Raw genomic sequence first — 17,603 nt, 5'->3', positions numbered from 1 at the left:
CCATCGTCCAGGAAAAAAGGGAGAGAAACCGATGAAGCGTCGTACCCTGTTGTCGTTGGCGGGCGCCGCCGCGCTGCCCGTCACCCTGCCGGCCCGCGCCGATACCTGGCCCTCGAAGCCGGTCAGCATCGTCGTCGGCTTCCCGCCCGGCACGGCGACCGACAGCATCGCCCGGCTGCTCGGCGACCGGCTGAGCCAGGGCATGGGGCAGCGTTTCGTGGTCGACAACCGCAGCGGCCAGGGCGGCTCGATCGGCGCGGTCTATGTCGCCCGCGCGGCGGCCGACGGCTATACCATCACCGTCGGCGCCTCGGCGCCGCAGGCGATCAATCCGCATATCTATCCGAACCTCGGCTACGACCCGCGCGTCGACTTCACGCCGATCGCCCAGCTGGTGCAGCTGCCCTACGTCCTGGTCGCTGGCAAGCACACCGGCTTCACCTCGATCGCCGATGTCGTGGCAAAAGCGAAGAAGTCGCCGGGCGAGGTGACCTTCGCCACCACCGGCAATGGCACCACCTCGCAGTTGCTGATGGCGATGCTGGCGCGCGAGGCCGGCATCAGCCTGACCCACGTCCCCTATCGCGGCACCGCACAGTCGGTGACCGACATCGTCGCCGGCCGCGTCGACCTGACCTTCGACACCCAGATCGGCACCCTGCCCTTCATCCGCGACAACCGCGTGGTGCCGCTGGCCGTCGGCACCAAGGCGCGCCAGCCGACGCTGCCGCAGGTGCCGACCACCGCCGAGGCCGGCTTCCCCGAGACCCAGGGCGGCGCCTGGCTCGGCCTGCTGGCGCCCGCCAGGCTGCCGGCGCCGATCGTCGAGGCCCTGGCGCAGAATGTCGCCAAGGCGCTGGCCGACAGCGACCTGGTGCGCACCATCGCCGAGATCGGCGCCGTGGTGGATTACGCGGGCCCCGCCGAGTTCGGCGCGACGCTGCGCGCCGATTACGACCGCTGGGGCGAGATCGTGCGGGTCACCGGAACCAAGATCGATTGATGGGGCGGGCGCCGCTTCCGCGGCGGCGCCCCTTCGGACGCCCGGCCGGCGTCACTCCACCGGCCCGCGCAGCGCCGGCGTCGAGAAGCGGGCACGGACCCAGGCGCGCGCCAGCGGCGCCAGGCGCTGCCAGGCCAGCCAGCCGCCGATGCCGAGGATGGCGGCCAGGGCGATGGCCTGCGGCATCTCGTCCTTGTCGACCTGGCTGGCGATCCAGCCGCCGATGCTGCCCGGCATGATCATCACCGGCGCCCAGACGATGGCGGAGAGCACATTGGCGCTCTGGAACCGCCAGTGCGACATGCGGATGACGCCGGCGGCCAGCGGCGTCACCGCGCGCAGCGGGCCGATGAAGCGGCCGTAGAAGACCGCGCTCCAGCCGAAGCGCAGGAACAGCCGCGTCGCCCAGGCATAGGGGCGGCGCCAGTTGCGCGGCAGGCGGCGGCGGATGCGGTGCGGCCCGACGGCGCGGGCCAGCCAGAAGCCGCCGGCATCGCCCAGGATGCCGCCCAGGATGCAGCCGATCAGCACCGGCGCGGGCTCCAGCAACCCGCCGCCGATCATCGCGCCGAGCCCCAGCAGCAGCGCCGTGGACGGCACCAGGATGCTGACGATCGGGAATGATTCGAGGAAGGCGATGGCGAAGGTCACCGGACCTGCCCAGCCGGCATTGACGCGGATCCAGGCCTCCAGCGAGGCCAGCGCGGTTTCGATCATGAACGGGTTGTAATCGAGGAGGGGTGGCGATGCCAGATGGGTTCTGCTGTTGTCAGCACCCCCATAACCGAGCTTTGAAGCCTTCGACCCTCCGCGGCCCGCAAGAAGAGCCACATAGGCTCCGCAAATCCATCCAGCGCCGTCGGACTGTATTCCTTGCGTACATTCAACTATCAGCATGAACAAGCTGCGCGGAATGCTCCACGCGAGAGTAGTGACAGCAGAGCTACCCACGGTGCATGCGAGGCATCCCACCCGCACTGGATGCGAAGCCACACTATCATAGCAGACCGTTCGGCGCCGCCCTGGCGGCGTTCACGAGCGAAGGGGCTGAGTGCACGAGGAGCTATTCCTGCTTACCTCAGTTGCCAAGCCTCAGAACACATCGTGAGCTCGGCATGGCGTAAACCTGGGGGGCGTGGGTTTCCGGACCATGCCGATGCCCCGTCATCGTCATAGAGGAACGGCTTCCAGGCCGCGTAGGAAGCAGGCAGCGCACCAAGGGGCAAGCTACAAGAGCACATCGCCGATGCGGGGGGGCGTGGGGACGGCAAGATCAACGGGCCAGCGAGGCATGCCTCCTGCGTCTCCGAACTTCGTTTTGGACGTCATAGAGTATAGAGGGCTTAGCTAGGGCACCTTGCCCGCCATCAACGCCTCAACCTTGGCCCCCGACACAATCTCCCTGTCCACCAACAGCTCCGCCAGGCGCCGGATCACCCCCGCATGCCGCCGCACCACCGCCCGCGCCTGGGCGCAGGCCACGTCCAGCATCTCGGCGACACGGCGCGCGACATCCGGCTCCTCCGCGAGCAGCGCGGTGACGTCGGCGGCGTCCGGCATGCTCAGCGAAGTCTGGGCACCATGCCCCCTTGAAGGCTACAAGCCGTCACCGCCGCCGGGACCGGCTGCGCGCCCGACAAGCGCCTGCCGCAGCTTCGCAATCATGGAATGCGGCTCGAGGCACTCAACGACGGCCCCAGTGGCCCATAGCCCGATGCGATGTCCGAGCGCGGATGCGATGGTGGGGAGGGCGGGAGGGCGCTGCTAGACCATCTGCTGCAGAAGCCGCACGCCGTCGCCAGCGCGCAGATACTCATCGCTACCGAGCCAGAGGGGGCAGGCGCTTGTTTGAATTTCAGCCGTTTGGTTGAAGTGACGTCTAATCCCGAAGTTAGAAGGCTCGCCTCCTCAGCAAGCGTGACACGGGAGCTGACTATCGATATCTCGGCACCCTGACGCGGAGGGCGAATCCTTGGACGATGGGCGCATGGCACATTTTTTGGCGGCTAAGGATGCACTTTTCGCCTTCCGTGAGCCTGGGGAAGTGTCGACGACGGTGACTCAGGCGTTGGCGTTTGGACTGGACGCTAACGCCTCCGAGGGCTTTCCGTTGTTGATAGGGGAATTTGCAGCTCGCGCGTTGCTCGAGGAGTTTACCGATGACTCAGTAGTGACGGTCCTCCAGCGTGCAGAGGGCCAACGGAATGATGATGGAGCAACTGAAGAATGCTTCGCGCCCTGGAACAGGGAGAGGTTCGACCGGGATGAGGGATGGGTCTTCCTCCAGTCTGCCCACATCGAGCCCACAGGCAGATGGGAATCCTTCCGCCTCATTTGCGAACATGAGAAAGGAGGCATGGTCTACCTCATCAGCGCACTCGCGGGTGAGCGTCTGATGAATGCGTTAAAGCGTTTTATTTGGATGATTGACACTCTTCGAGAGATGTCCGGCCCGAAGGATTGAGCAACGCGAGCCTTCGCTTCACCTGAGCGATCAGCTCTTTCCGCCGCAACATATCGGGATCCCACAGTTCACCTTGACCCGGTTCCACGTAACAGGCTGGACTCCGCAGATCGATGTTCAGCCGTTCGCTGATTGACATTTCTGCATCCATCATGGGTGCCTCCGCTCTTGTCCATGCAGACTACCATCGACCCTTCCGCCAAGGAGCCCTTGATCTTCTTCGGAGCGAGTGTAACTGCATCCCCGCCCGCCTCGGCGTAGGTCGCGTCCAGCATCTCGGTGAGGCTTGCGGAACGGGATAAGGAGCGCAGGCTGACTAACGGCTTCATGGCTCCTTTGCACACGGCCCACACGCTTCTGCGCTGGGAGGCCGGTCGCGGGAGCGATGCCTGGTGGAGGATTCGATCAGACAGGAGAGTGTGGACATCGACTGGCTCCGGCGCGGCCCGCCAAACCGGGGCGCCGTGCCCTTCGTCGAGGCCGGGCGGTTACAGCCGCCCTGGCATTCCATGCGGACCCCGCGCCGCGCGACGCGGCGGCGTCGTTGCCGGATGCCGATGCCAAGGGTGGAGGCATATCTCGCCCCGGAGCGCACAGCCGTGGGGCTCCCTTGCCAAGGACCATGACAACAATGGAGCGTGGCCTTCGAGGCCGTCTGGCAGGCTGGAGATTGCAGATGTCTGGAAACCCGTCGGATCAAAGCGCCAGCGCCGAGGGCCTCGGCACTCCTTTTGCACATAAGGTGCCCAAGGGTTTCGTAGTCAGGAGCTTCCTGATTCCGGAGCCGTCGCCAAGATGCGACGTGGGAGCTGACCGGAAGTTCGGGCAGCTCCTGGCGCATGCGGAAGTGATCAGATGCTTCCTGGCCTGCGGTGAAATCAGCCTCGCCCAATGTGGGCTCAGAATTCTGGCCATCCTGGCCTCGAAGGTTGCCACCGAGGAGGCGATCCGACTGGAGGTCGAACTGGGCGCAACAGTCGACGAGTTCCGCGCCCTGGAGGAGAGCGCGGGTGGCGCAGGAGCGCTGCTGGTCCCTGACCACCCCCTCCGGCACCGCTGGATGAACGATGGGGAGAACTAAGTATTAGGTCCCCGCTCAAGGCGCTTGATGAGCTTTGTGGCTAGATTGGTAACAGGTTCAGGCTTATCCCCTGCAGCACGGATGACGCCGTCGTCGTCGAGCAGGATGTGCTCTGAACCAGTCTCCAGGTAAAGATCGATCAGGCGATATCCGTAACCCAGGTCACTGACGGAGCCACTGACCTGAGCATGCAGCTTGGCGGCCCTCAGATTTTCATCGGTGAGCTCGATGCCCAGCAGGAGGAACTGAGCACGCAGAAAGCTGCCAACCTCGTCTTTGCTCCGAGTGACGAGGCTGAACCCCATCGGGCCCACCACGAAGTAGCTGGGTACAGCTTCCCCGACTATTTCCGTGATGCAGGTTGGCCTTTGGAATACTGAGGACATATGCCCGACTCCTTGTGCGGACGCTTCATACCTCTCTACATCAGGGTTCAAAAGCCATTGCCGTACCTGGCATCCCCCGCCACCAGCGCCTCGACCTCGGTTCCCGACACGATCTCCCTGTCAACCAGCAGCTGCGCCAGGCGCCGGATCACCTCCGCATGCCGCCGCACCACCGCCCGCGCTTCCGCATAGCCCTCGTCCAGCATCTGGGCGACGCCGTGCGCCACATCCGGTTGCTCCGCGAGTAGCGCGGGGACGTCGGCGGGATCTGGCATGCCGCGCCAAACCAGGGCGCCCTGCCCCTGGTCGAGGCCGAGGGCGGTCACGGCCACAGTCGCCAGTCACGTGGCCCGGCAGAGATCGCTTTCGAGGCCGCCTCCGCTCGTGGCCGATGCCTCGCCCAGCAACTCCTCCTCGGCGGCGCGCCCGGCCAGCGCTTCCCGCAGTGTCGCGAGCAGAGCAGCACGGGTGAAAGCGGGTCGGGTCTCGTCCACCTGCTTCCAGTGCACGCGGCCCGCCAGCCCCCTCGAAGGCACGATCGTCGCTGCGATCACGGCGCCCGGTCGTTCGAGCGCCAGCATCAAGGCATGCCCGGCCTCGTGGATGGCCGTTCTCCTCAAGGAGGCCGGTGGTGGGCTCGACGCCCTCCCCCTCACCTCCGCCTCCAAATCCAACAGCGTGGCTCCTCGCCGGGCGTTCCGCGCCCGCCGCCGCATGCCGCGGACCCACCGTTCGGCCTCGGCGCCGGTCGAGCCGAGCCCGATGAGCGCGAGGCGAGGCAGGTCGGCGTCCGGCAGCTCGTCGCCCAGGTGGTGGCGGAGGATGGCCGCGAGGGCCGCCTGGTCCGGCAGCGGCACCTGGATTAGGTGCTCCAGGCGCCCCGGCCGCAGGATGGCCGGGTCAAGGCGGCTGGCATCGTTGCAGCAGCCGACGACGACCACGCCCTCACGCCCGGCGGCGCCGTCCAGTTCCTCCAGAAAGGCGTTGACGACCTGGACGGCGTAGTCGCGCTCGCGGCGGCCGAAGGCAGCTCGGTCGCCGAATGCGTCGATCTCGTCCACGAGCAGGATGCACGGCGCCGACTTCCGCGCCTCATCGAAGGTCCTCTGCATGGCGCCGAGCGTGGTGCCTAGGTGGCCATCACGGGCGCCCTGCCATTGCGCGAGCGAGCCGGTCACGAGTGGCACGCTGCATTGCGCCGCCAGCGCCTTGGCGAAGGTGGTCTTGCCGGTGCCGGTGGGGCCGAACAGAACCGCCCCGCGGTCCACCTCCCGCCACGGCAAGGTGCCCGCGGCGTAGTCCGCGAGGTCGCGCGCCACGTCCCAACCCCAGTGCACGGCCTCATCCATCCCGTGCAAGCCGTCCAGCCTCGGCGCCTGATGGCCGTTTTGGCCGGAGGCCAGCTGCGAGAGCCGGGTAAGGTAGGCATCCGCATCCTGGCCCGGTCGCCGGGCGAGCCACAGGTCGGCGACAGTCACCCGTGCCGCAACCTCTGCCCTGATGGACACCATGACCGGCGGGGCGCCGGTCAGGATCGTTGCCGCCTCGATGAGCGCTGAGGCGTCCGGCGGGCCAATGGCCACCCGTTCCGTCGCGGCACGCATGAGGTCGGAGGGCAGGAAGCGTGCGGGCGACGGGCTGAAGCCGTAGACCGGCCGACCACTCGCGACCACCGCACGAACCGCACGGTTCCCTTCGTCGGGACGGTGGTCGCGCGAACGTCCGTCCCGGCGGACGGCGACCCAGGGCGAGCTCACACTTTCCACTCCAGGAACGGGCGGCTCCTCCTGGCCGCTGCCATCCTGAGGGGTTCCTTTTGCGGCGTGGATAAGCTCGCGCCAAGCCTCGGCGATGGGTTCGACCCACTCGGCGCCAGGGACCTCGACAACAATCACGGCGCCGGGCTGAACTGCCCGCGCCTGCAGACCAGCGTCGGCTTCCAGCAGGCGTAGCACCATGGCGGTGGCGGCGATCTGGGCCGGATCGGCTGGCTCTGGCTGGCCGAGTGGACTGCCATCGGCCGCCCGCAGCATGGTGCCCCATGCCTCACCTGGCGACGTGCCGATATCGTCCGGCCGTGAGTCGAGGGCTTCCTCGAACTCACCGGTAAGCCGCTCGTTCAGAAGGTCCCAGACTTCATCATCCGTCAGCGGCGCCGCGCCCCCCTGCTTCTCCTCCGGCGGAGGCTCGGTGGCATCAGGCTCGGTCTGGCTGGCGTTGGAACCCGACATGGCTCAGTGCAGCCTCGGCGCAAGCGCACCAGTTCGACGGCCGTCCGCCCCTGCCTGGCGACGGAAGGTTTTCGTTCCACCGATGATGAGCAAGGTGCCTCCTCTTTCGACGTGCTGGCTGCAAGGACGAAGCAACCGAGCCACCGAAACAGGACCGGAACGTGGTGGCGGCGGTCAAAACATTCTTCCGGCCAAAATGTTTGCCAACGAGGGAGCGCCGAAGCCCACCGATGCCTGGACCTTGGTCCAGACCTCAGTGGTGGTCAGGACCGAAGGTGACGCCGTTCAGGTTCGCGCCACGCGCCCGGCGGCCTCGGCCATGTCCAGCGCTGCGGTAGCACCTGGAGATCAGCGGCAAACTCCGGGTCAGGCGGTCTCAACCGTCGTGAGCGGCTGTGCATTCAAGGCGAACGGGCGCCAGTATGGCCATCCAGACCGCAAAGGCGGCGGATCGCGTCTGGTGCCGGTGACATGTGCCCGCTTCGGCTTCCGAAGGCCAAATCAGCTTGGCCGGGCGCTGTCATCCCGCATCTGCGCAGAGGGATGCGTTCCGGTCCCCGTAAGGAGCGCTCTGAAGCACTATCCCGCTGCGCGCCGCCGACAGCCCGGCGCGGCTGGATGGACGCACAAGGCTCATTGCGCCAACCGGGCTTGCAGGCCAAGAGGCATTCGCGTCGGATGCGATGGAGGTCTCTTGTCATTCTGGGATTGCCGCGATGTGCTGCTTTGGCACGGCACCACCATTGAGCGGGCTACGAGCCTGATGGACAATGGGCCCGACCTGCTCCGTTCCAGAACGAATGTGGATTTCGGTCGAGGGTTCTATGCAACGACCCGGAAGGACCGAGCGATAGACTGGTCGTGGAAAATCGCCAAAAGGTTGGCAAGCCAACCTGCAGTCCTGCGGTGGACCGTCCCTTACGATGAGTTCTGCCACTGGCCGAAGGTTGCTTTCGCGGACGCGGGCCGGACTGCGGACGAATTCTGGCGCTTCATCGCCATGAACAGGACGGTCAGAGGGTCGCATCGTTCCCACCCCGATGGATTCTTCGATATTGTCGTTGGACCCGCCAGCAGTGACTACACGGAGCGTGAAGCCATTAAGGAACTGGACCAAGTGAGCTTCCACACGGAGTACGCCCTCTCCCTGCTGGCAATGCATGGGCCGACTCTCCTTGAGGTTGACCCCTGATTTCGACAAGAGACACTTGCGTCGCCACTTGCTAAGTTCCCCACATGGTCAGTCGTCATCTCAGCCCCATTGATCAACTCAGGCGTCACATGTGGACTGCAGCCATGTCGCTCGGCCTTCTACGAGTGGGAGGCGAACCCAATCTGGAGCGTGACCTGGAGCTTGTGGCAAGCGATTACAGAAGCCACCGCCCTGGCGTTCGCAGAGTGCTCCTGAACGAGGAGCCTATCTACGTTGCGGGCCAAATCCTGGGCATGGACGTTGTGGAAGTCGACGCCCTGCCAGATCATGTATGGGATCGCTACCGGGAGATCTACGCGCAAGCGGTGGAAGTTGGTCGTGACAGGCAGTATTTGAAGTCACTTCCCTGGCCTGGCCCTGTGGACGAGACCGCGCCCTACACCCTCCGCGAGGTCGAACGCCGCTCGGGCTTCGATATCTGAACGGCCCTGAGGGGCGGGGTGACCGGAACTTGGGGACCGAACCTTCCGGCACGCTAACCACGCCACGATGGATCAGCGCTCAGCGACGGAAACCGGCGCGTAGGAGATCCGACGCAGCATCCGCCTTGAGCATCAGCGACATCGCCGACGAGGGGGGCGCTTCCAATGGGTGGCTTTCCTTGTCAGCGGCGCCGCCATGCTGAGCGTCCGCACGGGGAAGGCCATTATGGAAGACGAACACCGCAGCCGAATTGCCGAGGAAGGCATCCTGCAGATCGAGAAGTTCATCAGCCGCGGCAACATGGCCGCCTCTACCTTCGAGCCAACGGCCTCATAGCATTTTCGAATGGCAAGCAGATGTCCCACCTGCGCAACCTCGCGTCGGCCCTGGAAATTCGCGATCCGGGCTGGGCCGAGTAGACACTGGAGGAACTGCAGGTCGTTGAGCCTGCCCAGATCGAGTTCCATTGAACGCCTTGATGAACCTGTGTCCGGTATCGCCGCCTGCTCGAGCATGAGGCACGCAAACGCGATCAGATGGAGATCCTCCGGGCGCCATAACTGATCATCGGACGGCGTAGTTGCAGTCTCGGACCGTCAGCCGATTTAATGCTTGGTGGTGATCGTTGATCCATCGGATGGTTGGCGAGGCGCCCTCATCAGGCCACGTCGGCAGCCCCCTCGCGCGCCCCCTTTACCACCACTTCAACCTCAGCGCCCAACGCGGTCCACGTCTGCAACCCGATCCGCGAGCGACGGGATCGCGATCGCATGCCGCCGCATCTACGCCAGGGCCTCAATATGGGGCGCGTCCAGCACCTCGGCCACACGGCGCGCGACTTGAGGCTGCCCTGCGGGTAGTTTGAGGACATCGGCGGGATCCGGCATTCGGCGTCCACCCGAGCCTCGCCGAGGCCAAGGACCGCCGTCATGGCCAGCCTGGTGTCCCTGTCGAGGAGCTTCTCCTCAGCAGTACTTGCGGCCATCACTTTCCGCACCAGTGCCAGCAGGGACGTTTGGGGGAGTGCAGCTCAGCTCTGGTCCGCCTCTTTCCAAACCCCGCAGCGTGGGATCACATCGGCCACATCCCACGCACCCATCTCCCAGCCCCGGTGCCGGTTGCGCCGGGACCGATGAGCGCGAGCTGCAACATGTAGACGTTCTGCAGCTCGTCGCCCATGTGGTGCCGCTGAATGGATGCGAGAGCTGCCTGAACCTGCAGCGGCGCCTGCTTCAGGTTGTTCAAGGCCGCACAGCCGGACGACGACTGGCTGGCGACGGCTGTCTTCGTTGCAGCCGCCGGTAACCGCCAAGCCCCTCAGGCCCGGCGCCGCAGGCCAGCTACTCAGTGAAAGCGCTGACCACCTGCACAACCTAGCTGCGCTCGCTGTGCCGGACCGCCGCGAGATCGCTGCAGGCATCGATCTCATTCACAAGCAGGAAAGATGGCGCCGCTCTCCGTGGAAGCTCAGGGGGTTCGCGTATGGTGCCGAATTAGCCGCTCCGCGCCCTGCCAATTACCGAGCGAGCCGATGTCGAGGGGAGGCACCGCATCGGGTCGCGAGCACCTTGGCGAAGGTGGGCTCGCCCGTGCAGGAGAGCCCCGGCCAGCGCGGCTGCGCGGTCCATGTTCCGCCACGGAAGTGCGTCCCCGGCCTACTTGGTGAGGTCGCATGCCACGCCCTTGCTCCAGCGCGAGGCGTCATCCATCGTGCAGGTAATCCAGCAGCAGTTCACGTTTGCCGGTTCGCTTGCTGTACAGATGCGTGAGCTGAAAGATTCATGCGGCGGCATCGTTGGCCGGTTGCCGGGCGAGCCACATGTCGGTGATGGACACCTGACGCGCCACCTTTGCAATGCTAGCCGTAGCTGGCGCGACGCCGCGTGATATCCCGTTGCCACCACCACCGCACGCCCGCTGAATCACCGGCCTAACGCGGCGGCAAGTGACGATACCCGGGGACTTATCGGTCTCTTACAGCGAAGCGGCAACGAATCATCAGAGGCGCCGCAGCGGCTTTCCTGTTGGCGATGTCTGCAATCGGCTCAGCCTGTTACCTCTGCTCCGCACGTCGGTCCTCCACGTTCCCTTGGACGAAGAGGCGGCGCCCATTGCCACCGTTCTAGCCAAGGGTGCGCGATCTGGAGCCATGGGGTGAGCAATCCTTTGTGCTGGTTTCCGGACGCTTCGCCGATCGTGCCACGCGAAGGATTCGGGTTCACTGCCAGTGGACTATCCTTGCGATGTGCCACTTGGTGCCCTTGCCCATCGGCGACGAAACTCGGTGTTGCCGTCCCCGGCCTAGACCTCGTAGCCTGCGGGAACCATCGCAGGCGGCCTAGCATCAGCACCGGCCAGTACGAAGGATAACCGTGACCCAGCAGCAGCAGCTCCAAGACCTGCTCGCAGACGGCTCCGTGTGGCGGTCATCGATGCTGCGGTCACGGGGCATCCGCCCACAGGCCATTGCAGACGCCCTCGCAGCCGGTCATGTCGCCCAGGTGAGTAGGGGCTTCTACTATCGGCCCGATTCAGGGGTGGCGCATGAGTTTGCCAGCCTGATCGCGGCTTGCGGCCGTATGTCGCAGGGGCTAGCCTGCCTTCTATCAGCGGCTCACCTAGCCGGGCTTTCAAGCCAGCCACCAAAGCAACCTTGGATTGCTCTCCCACCCGGAGTTCACGGCAGCAGCGCCTGCGGCCAGTCTGGGCGGCTGCTGCGCTGGAGCTATGAGGGGGCCTTCGAAATTGGTGTTGAGGAACGCCGAATTGGCGGAACCGTCATCCGATATACAGGTCCGGCGCGCACCTTGATCGATTTAGTCAGGTACGGTCGGCACATGGACGGCCTGGCCACCGCCGCCGAGGCCGCACGCAGTTTCGTCACTGGCGGCGGGATGTTTGCCGAAGTCGTCATTATAGCCGAGAAGTTGCGCGTGCCAGACGACACCCTTCGTAGGCTCGAAGCACTTCAGGTCACCATACCAATGGCGTGAGCGCCCGGTTACCACTGGCGCGCAGCCTCCCTTTGCATCCCCTCCAACCGGTTCGTTGCCCGAAGGCATACACTCCACTGACGGCTCACGCAGTATTTTTCAGTGCACGATTAGTGAATCACACGGTGGAGCAAGTTCATTACGACCCTCACATCAGCAAGTCGAGCCAGACCGTACGGCCAGAAACCGTGAGACAGTGGCTAGAGGGGGAAACCAGCCAAATGGCGGGCGCAGGCTACCGCCTCGGCCTTTGCAGCTTTGGGACTGGAACGTGGAACTGAGGCGGCTACGATTGTTTCGCCACTTTTCGTCAACGTCAGGACGGCCCTTGCCACCCAAAGACCTTCGCCAGTGGGTGTGGCTGGATAGACGGTGATGGTGTGGTCAATGGAGACGACATGTTGCGGCATCAACAGAAGCTTAGCTCCTGCCTCGAAAAAATCCATGTTATTTGGAGCACTGGACCATGGCCAAGCTGTAAGGCACTGCAGCTTTGTCGATTACGAAGCGATGGCTTGAGACCCGGAAAACATTGCGACACAGCAATGGGCAATTAGGGTCTGGAAGAAAGTGTTTTCCGCCTCATCTGGTCGGAAATATTTTGGTAATAATTCCGACTCTCAAGGGCGTTCTGAAGATCTTCCGCTTTCCTCTCAAAGCGATTTTTGGCAACATCGTTATCGCATCGACTATTCAGGGCCGCCTTGGCTGCTGCGTATTCTCGCATTGCGCGTTGCACGGCGGCATCCCATTTCTGAATACAGGCGAGAAGTTCCTGGGCCGAAGACGGCGTTTCAAAGCTGCGAAGCTCGAAAGGCATGGCGTTTTCTCGTAGAAAATGAGATCCGCCCCACCAAAGTGAAGGCAGACAAGACTTTCCGCAAGCCTAACCTTCTTGCCGACTTCGGTGAAGCCGAATCGCATAATTCTCTCGTCGTCGCAAATTAGCGACACGGATGTGACCAGCGAGTTTCCAGGATGGACAAGGTTCAACAGGTTAGGGATGGTCGGTGCCGCACGCTTGCATTGATTATGTTCGGACAGTCGGTTGTGCCCTGGAACTCCTAATGGACCCTATCACCCCGCGATACTCTTACCAAAGGCCCGTACCTTGAGCGCGTCCGCTAGGCAAGCCGCATGAAGAGACCGGCCCCGTCAGGTTCCTGAACATGACGCGCTTAAGATCAAGACCCTCATACATGGCGGCCATCGATCTTAAGCCTCTTCAAGGAAGTTGGTCGCCTTCAGAGGGTGTTCGCCGTCGGCGACGCTTTCGGCCGCCGACGGACTGAGGCGTGCGGCCGTTACGCGCATTGTCATCTACGTTTGCGGAGCGGCGTGACGACACCGGTCGCCCGCTGTCTCGACTATCCGCGAAGTCGTCGAGCGCTGCCTGGCGCCGATTGCTGCACTTCCAGGCATTTGAGCCTTCTGGGCCTGACCACGCGCGCGACGGGCAATGCAGGCAATGTCCGCTGCGCCGCGCCGCAGGGGCTATTGGACGTGAGATGCCGGGGCGACTGACGCAGGTCTCACTCCTAGCCCATGCCGCCGTAGCGATGTCCGGTACCTATGGCCCCCGGCCCCAGTCGTTGCTGAGGGCCTGCGCGCCATCAACGGCCGCAAAGCAGTAGACCGCATTTGCCACGCCGTGCTCCACACCCTCGGTGCTGACGGCACCCGATACGCCGATGAACCGATCCTCGTTGATCAGTCCCAGACACTCGTCACCGGCGCCCTGGTGAAACTTGCTTTGCCTGCCTCGCAGTCGCTAGACATATCCCGTAGGCGGCTGGCAGCCCTAGGCGGTCGAAAGCTTGTGGCGATTGCGCCGCAGGCCGCGTGTCGGAGGGCGGCGGACCGGCCTCTCGGCTCACAGCCACTCGGCGGGACCGGAGACGTCAAGCTGCTGATGCCGTCCGCGTGGACAGAATGGGCCGACCGGAAACGGCCCGTGCAGGTGTTTCGCGTGGGCACTGGTCGGTGAATGCCAACTGGCTGGATCGCTACCAGGCTGCGCCTATCCTCCAATTGACCTCTGCCGTATGGCACCTTACCGGGGCTCGTCAATTTTCGGCCACCCCTCGGTCCGAAGATGAAGGCATAAGGCGCAGCTTTTAAAAGGTTGTCGTCTGGGTGCCGATAAGTGCGGCATTACGGAACAGGCGTCGCCAGTGGTGCCCGGCAACACTCTCAGCGTTAATTCGGAGCACTGGTTAGTCACCAAGCCCATGGGCTAGTGGATCCAGTGAAAACCAGGTCGCCAGCTTGGGCGCTTCCATCACTGCATATGATGGAAGGCGAGCTTTCGGCCCCTGGAGATTATCATTTTGCATGACACAATGATCGCGCTTTGATATCGAAACCTGTCCCAGCGCCCGCAGAGTGGCTGCAAGCGCAAACTTTAACTGAGGTGGACATGGCTTATGTTCGGCTACACGACATAACTCAGGGCGAGTTCTTCATCAACAGCTCGAAGATTATTCTTTTGGCTGCCCACAACGGAGAAGAAATGCAAACCTATGTTAAATATGGGTCTGAAGAAAATGATTATGCCATTGTAGAAGGCTCGCCCGAAGAAGTAATCGTTAAAATTGAAGAAAGTGATAGGCACAAAAGCCTGGGAAAGCCCTAAGGAAATTTTAGTCCGCTTTGATTGTATTGTCGCACGATGAATCCTGCTGATTGGGACTGATTGCGCGAAATGTGACTTAGCGCGACTGCAGGGCTGCTCCCACCGCTTCATAAAGGCGATCAGTATTTGCGGGGAGCACCAACTGGGGACGGCCGCTACGGAGCGGGTGGTTAATGGGGAGGGGCCAGAAGGTAAGTAGTACAGATGGGCGACACCAAGCTGCCAAGCGTGTCGCTAGAGCCTCGGCATGTCTCAGGCGACCGCTGAACAATGTGCCATCGACATCCTCACTATCGAGCAAGGCATGTGCCTGCTCCTCGCAACGCACAGGCCCGAGCACCACGGCGCCACCCCGCCTCAAGCTGTCGCGGATCTCCATCGCCATGAGATAGCTTGGCTCCACCAGCAGCAGGCGCCGCCCATGGAGAGGAGAAACACTCTTCGACATGAAAGCCGCCTTCGCTTTGGTACCAAAACTCGGGCACGAGGTTCGTAGGTAGAGCAGATTCTCCGCCGAAAACTTACCCAAACCGCCGATGACCGTTCCAGCGCATCAAATGTGTAGCAATTAGGACGAATGACCAACGCTGACCAGGCTGAACTGATCATAGAAGCGTGAACGGCGCGTCTTAGCTCAGCCTCCGAAAATGGCCAAGTGACCGCCACGCGGCGAATGCCACGGGTGCTCAACTGGTAATATAGTGAGGAGAATTCGTCCCCACAGCCCTCGGTAAACACCAAAACCTTCACGCCCTCCTCCTCCTCAATGGCGTCGAGGGCGGCGCTGAGCGTTGCTACCGGGCCAGCAACTTCGGCGCCCGCGCTGCGAACACACTCCGCAAGGATATCAGCAGCAAGGCTGCATTCCTCGAAGACTAGGACTTTGCCGTCAGGAAAACGAGTGAGCTTAACAGAACGCATGGGGCAACGGTCTCCAGGCTCGTCTGTATAGCCCTCTATGCAATGGAAGTGCATTTACATAGGTAATATTCAATGATGGACAACGGCGCTTGTGGTGGGAACCCCGTAATGCGGCACCCAAGCTACGCTAGTGGTGTCACCTAACACTCCCATATCGGTGTACACTAACGTACAGTATTTTCCGACTCGCCACGATACAGCTCTTAAACAAAAACCGGTGCGTTGCTCCAGTAGGTCGTCCTAGTGGTCATGCAAATGCGGGTTGAAGATGAGTAAAGAGTCTCGTCGCGGGGGCGGCCGAGCGAGCGAGTTCTGGCTCCCTCAGCTGTAGGACGCCAAACCCCACCCTCTCGACTCTCCAGAGATCCACCAGGACTAAATGTTACAACTTGTCTCCAGCCGCTTACTACATCGCCCCCGCGGTCATGGCCTCCTACGCACGCTCGCAGCCGGACGCTTCGGCCAGCCTAGTCAAGAATAACCACCTCCTTTTATTAAGCATTCGAAAGGCGCGGAACGCGGGACAACTGTCGGCACGCGCATCTCGGCGAAGGATTTATTAGACCGACAGGTGCGGGTTTTCATGCTGCTGGACGCTATCCATAAACGTCTCCTTGGAGCTCCGGGCACCCTTGTGTTGGCAAGGTGAAGCGTGGAGTTGGTGCGGGCAGCGGCGCGGGCGGCGCAGGGCCACCTGCGCCGCCGGTTGTCAGGCGTGGCCGCCATCCATCGGGATGCGCGAGCCATCCGGCCGGAAGAGGTCAATCCGGCGCCTGCCAACGAAAGACAGGGCGAGCGCCAGGGCGAAGAAGTCGTGGAGAACGGTTGCCTCCGCCCAACGCTGGATGGCGGGAGTGCCCAAGGACTTGTCGTGACAGGTCAGGCGCAGGCTCGCCTCAAGCCAGCCCGACCAGCGCGCCCCGTCGGCGACGATCCCCTCGCCAGCCCAGAGCCGGTCCCAGTCGATGACGGGCCTCGGGTCAGCAGGCTTCAGGTGCGCCGTGAAGGGGCATTCCTTGATGTTCACGCCGTCCGACTGGAGGCGGAACATGTCGACAGTTCCGTCGTCCCGCACCTCGGCGAACACGCCAAGGGCGCCGGTGCCGAGCGGAAGCTGCACGAGGATGCACCTCGTCGGCATCCAGATGCCAGCGACAGCCTGCAGCATGAAGGCCGCTCCACCCTTCGCCTGCAGCTTTGCGGGGAGTTCGGCGTACCCATCCTCCAGCGTGATCGGGAGGATGTGCTCCTGCTTGCGGGCCCGCCGTGCGACCTCGGCGAGACGCCCGGTGAAGCTGCCGTCGAGCAGGTGGTGCAGCAAGTTGTACGAAGGTGCGGAGTTCTTCGAAGCGGGCATGGGTTCTCCTTCGCGCCGTAGGGGCGCGTTGCGGAAGGTATGGAATGGGTCAGGTGCGGCCGGGCGCGTGCCCGGCCGGAGGGTCAGGTCACGTCGGGGAAGTCGGCCGCTGCCAGCGGCCTCCTGCCACGGCGCGACATGGCCGAGGCCAGCACGACGAGGTCGAGGATGCTGATGCCGTCGAGCATCTCGAAGCTCCGCTCGACGGTGAGCGCGGGGTCGACGAGTTCGAGCTGGATGTTCTGCTCGGCCCACAGCAGCCAGCGCTCATCGGCCGCTGCATCCGGATGCCAGTTCCCGGCCAGGACCGTGTGCCAGTCGGTGGTCACCTGAAACGCGCCGCCGCGCCTCAGCAGCGAGACGGGCTTGCAATAGGCAGGCGCCCCACCCTCGCTGCGGATGAGCCGTACCCAGATGCTGCCGTCGTCGTAGGCGCCGCCCAGGAAGCCGCGGCGGGTGCCGGTGCTGTCGGTGTACTCGACCCAGGCGCTGCCGAACGGCTCCAACCCGGCCACGATGGACAGCAGGAAGTGCTTGGGCGCCGTCTGCAGGCGTTCGACGGCGAGCGCCGCGTCCGGCTTCAGGGAGACCCAGGTCACGACCCCATGATTGATGCTGCGGCCGACGTCGCCCAGCAGGCCGGGCTCGTTCATCCGCGCAAGCGCTTCGGTCGCCAGCGGGAAGGATTCTTCGGGAAGATGGGAAGTGAAGCGCATTGTGCGTCCCCTCGCTACACGGGCGAATGCTCCGTGCGAGGTGCGCGCCTCGTTCCGCCAGCATGACCAGCCTGCTACGGCTGCTGCCTGCCAACTATGGAACGAGAAAGCCCTCTCGCACGACCAACACAGACGATGAGCACCCGGGATGGGTGCCGTTCGTCAGGATGATATCGAGAG

17 protein-coding genes are annotated in these 17,603 nt (G+C 63.6%); 8 read left to right on the top strand and 9 right to left on the bottom strand.

Translation table 11 applies throughout. The annotated features are described in order from the left end of the window. Nucleotides 1–31 precede the first annotated feature (31 nt). Nucleotides 32–1,003 (top strand): Bug family tripartite tricarboxylate transporter substrate binding protein, encoded by a 972-nt coding sequence (locus WFI16_RS15095; protein WP_419898650.1) that lies wholly within the window; start codon nt 32–34, stop codon nt 1,001–1,003. Nucleotides 1,004–1,054: 51 nt separating this feature from the next. Here WFI16_RS15095 and WFI16_RS15090 read toward each other — a convergent pair whose 3' ends face one another. Beyond that, the gene (locus tag WFI16_RS15090; protein WP_419898649.1) at nt 1,055–1,720 is read right to left on the bottom strand and encodes a DedA family protein; all 666 of its coding nucleotides are present in this window, start codon (nt 1,718–1,720) and stop codon (nt 1,055–1,057) included. Between the two features lie 630 nt (nt 1,721–2,350). Continuing rightward, a complete protein-coding gene (locus WFI16_RS15085) occupies nt 2,351–2,563 on the bottom strand; it encodes a hypothetical protein (protein ID WP_419898648.1) in 213 nt (70 codons plus the stop codon). Between the two features lie 412 nt (nt 2,564–2,975). Here WFI16_RS15085 and WFI16_RS15080 point away from each other — a divergent pair, with 412 nt between their 5' ends. Together WFI16_RS15080 and WFI16_RS15075 are read left to right on the top strand one after the other, a co-directional pair. Continuing rightward, nucleotides 2,976–3,467, top strand: a complete 492-nt coding sequence (locus WFI16_RS15080; RefSeq protein WP_419898647.1) for a hypothetical protein — start codon at nt 2,976–2,978, stop codon at nt 3,465–3,467. Between the two features lie 676 nt (nt 3,468–4,143). Continuing rightward, on the top strand, nt 4,144–4,548 hold the full coding sequence (locus WFI16_RS15075) for a hypothetical protein (protein WP_419898646.1): 405 nt from the start codon (nt 4,144–4,146) through the stop codon (nt 4,546–4,548). Here WFI16_RS15075 and WFI16_RS15070 read toward each other — a convergent pair. The 3 genes from WFI16_RS15070 to WFI16_RS15060 are packed head-to-tail and all read right to left on the bottom strand — an operon-like array spanning nt 4,545 to nt 7,165. Next, nucleotides 4,545–4,934, bottom strand: a complete 390-nt coding sequence (locus WFI16_RS15070; RefSeq protein WP_419898645.1) for a hypothetical protein — start codon at nt 4,932–4,934, stop codon at nt 4,545–4,547. The genes WFI16_RS15075 and WFI16_RS15070 overlap by 4 nt on opposite strands. A 47-nt stretch (nt 4,935–4,981) precedes the next feature. After that, nucleotides 4,982–5,260 (bottom strand): hypothetical protein, encoded by a 279-nt coding sequence (locus WFI16_RS15065; protein ID WP_419898644.1) that lies wholly within the window; start codon nt 5,258–5,260, stop codon nt 4,982–4,984. Nucleotides 5,261–5,275: 15 nt separating this feature from the next. Next, nucleotides 5,276–7,165: an AAA family ATPase gene (locus tag WFI16_RS15060; RefSeq protein WP_419898643.1), complete on the bottom strand. Its 1,890-nt coding sequence runs from the start codon at nt 7,163–7,165 to the stop codon at nt 5,276–5,278. Nucleotides 7,166–7,859: 694 nt separating this feature from the next. Here WFI16_RS15060 and WFI16_RS15055 point away from each other — a divergent pair. The 3 genes from WFI16_RS15055 (at nt 7,860) to WFI16_RS15045 (ending at nt 9,137) form a co-directional block, all read left to right on the top strand. Further along, complete coding sequence (locus tag WFI16_RS15055) at nt 7,860–8,357, top strand: DUF3990 domain-containing protein (protein WP_419898642.1); 498 nt, start codon at nt 7,860–7,862, stop codon at nt 8,355–8,357. A 104-nt stretch (nt 8,358–8,461) separates the two neighbouring features. Continuing rightward, nucleotides 8,462–8,800 carry a hypothetical protein gene (locus tag WFI16_RS15050; RefSeq protein WP_419898641.1) on the top strand — a complete coding sequence of 113 codons (339 nt, stop codon included), beginning with the start codon at nt 8,462–8,464 and terminating at the stop codon, nt 8,798–8,800. 169 nt (nt 8,801–8,969) lie between these two features. Then, nucleotides 8,970–9,137: a hypothetical protein gene (locus WFI16_RS15045; RefSeq protein ID WP_419898640.1), complete on the top strand. Its 168-nt coding sequence runs from the start codon at nt 8,970–8,972 to the stop codon at nt 9,135–9,137. Between the two features lie 735 nt (nt 9,138–9,872). Here the strand turns inward: WFI16_RS15045 and WFI16_RS15040 are convergent. Then, entirely contained in the window at nt 9,873–10,046 is a 174-nt protein-coding gene (locus tag WFI16_RS15040) for a hypothetical protein (protein WP_419898639.1), read from the bottom strand. A gap of 1,127 nt (nt 10,047–11,173) precedes the next feature. Here WFI16_RS15040 and WFI16_RS15035 point away from each other — a divergent pair. Then, the gene (locus WFI16_RS15035) at nt 11,174–11,794 is read left to right on the top strand and encodes a type IV toxin-antitoxin system AbiEi family antitoxin domain-containing protein (RefSeq protein WP_419898638.1); all 621 of its coding nucleotides are present in this window, start codon (nt 11,174–11,176) and stop codon (nt 11,792–11,794) included. A gap of 553 nt (nt 11,795–12,347) precedes the next feature. Here the strand turns inward: WFI16_RS15035 and WFI16_RS15030 are convergent. Continuing rightward, on the bottom strand, nt 12,348–12,614 hold the full coding sequence (locus WFI16_RS15030; protein WP_419898637.1) for a hypothetical protein: 267 nt from the start codon (nt 12,612–12,614) through the stop codon (nt 12,348–12,350). Between the two features lie 1,599 nt (nt 12,615–14,213). On the opposite strand from WFI16_RS15030, the gene WFI16_RS15025 reads away from it, so the two are divergent. After that, nucleotides 14,214–14,429 carry a hypothetical protein gene (locus WFI16_RS15025; RefSeq protein WP_419898636.1) on the top strand — a complete coding sequence of 72 codons (216 nt, stop codon included), beginning with the start codon at nt 14,214–14,216 and terminating at the stop codon, nt 14,427–14,429. A gap of 1,630 nt (nt 14,430–16,059) precedes the next feature. Here the strand turns inward: WFI16_RS15025 and WFI16_RS15020 are convergent. After that, entirely contained in the window at nt 16,060–16,707 is a 648-nt protein-coding gene (locus tag WFI16_RS15020; protein WP_419898635.1) for a hypothetical protein, read from the bottom strand. Between the two features lie 83 nt (nt 16,708–16,790). Continuing rightward, a complete protein-coding gene (locus tag WFI16_RS15015) occupies nt 16,791–17,423 on the bottom strand; it encodes a hypothetical protein (protein WP_419898634.1) in 633 nt (210 codons plus the stop codon). Between the last annotated feature and the right edge of the window lie 180 nt (nt 17,424–17,603).

Origin of the sequence: Roseomonas sp. USHLN139 (assembly GCF_037145735.1) — a bacterium.
Lineage (GTDB): Bacteria > Pseudomonadota > Alphaproteobacteria > Acetobacterales > Acetobacteraceae > Pseudoroseomonas.
Note: the sequence above shows the minus strand (reverse complement) of the source record. Positions and strands in the feature narration are given on the sequence as shown.

Excerpts from the sequence above, each read along its gene's own strand:
- WFI16_RS15030 (WP_419898637.1), bottom strand. The coding sequence starts at position 12,614 with ATGCCTTTCGAGCTTCGCAGCTTTGAAACGCCGTCTTCGGCCCAGGAA.
- WFI16_RS15060 (WP_419898643.1), bottom strand. The coding sequence starts at position 7,165 with ATGTCGGGTTCCAACGCCAGCCAGACCGAGCCTGATGCCACCGAGCCT.
- WFI16_RS15090 (WP_419898649.1), bottom strand. The coding sequence starts at position 1,720 with ATGATCGAAACCGCGCTGGCCTCGCTGGAGGCCTGGATCCGCGTCAAT.
- WFI16_RS15020 (WP_419898635.1), bottom strand. The coding sequence starts at position 16,707 with ATGCCCGCTTCGAAGAACTCCGCACCTTCGTACAACTTGCTGCACCAC.
- WFI16_RS15015 (WP_419898634.1), bottom strand. The coding sequence starts at position 17,423 with ATGCGCTTCACTTCCCATCTTCCCGAAGAATCCTTCCCGCTGGCGACC.
- WFI16_RS15070 (WP_419898645.1), bottom strand. The coding sequence starts at position 4,934 with ATGTCCTCAGTATTCCAAAGGCCAACCTGCATCACGGAAATAGTCGGG.
- WFI16_RS15085 (WP_419898648.1), bottom strand. The coding sequence starts at position 2,563 with ATGCCGGACGCCGCCGACGTCACCGCGCTGCTCGCGGAGGAGCCGGAT.
- WFI16_RS15095 (WP_419898650.1), top strand. The coding sequence starts at position 32 with ATGAAGCGTCGTACCCTGTTGTCGTTGGCGGGCGCCGCCGCGCTGCCC.
- WFI16_RS15050 (WP_419898641.1), top strand. The coding sequence starts at position 8,462 with ATGTCGCTCGGCCTTCTACGAGTGGGAGGCGAACCCAATCTGGAGCGT.
- WFI16_RS15025 (WP_419898636.1), top strand. The coding sequence starts at position 14,214 with ATGGCTTATGTTCGGCTACACGACATAACTCAGGGCGAGTTCTTCATC.
- WFI16_RS15075 (WP_419898646.1), top strand. The coding sequence starts at position 4,144 with ATGTCTGGAAACCCGTCGGATCAAAGCGCCAGCGCCGAGGGCCTCGGC.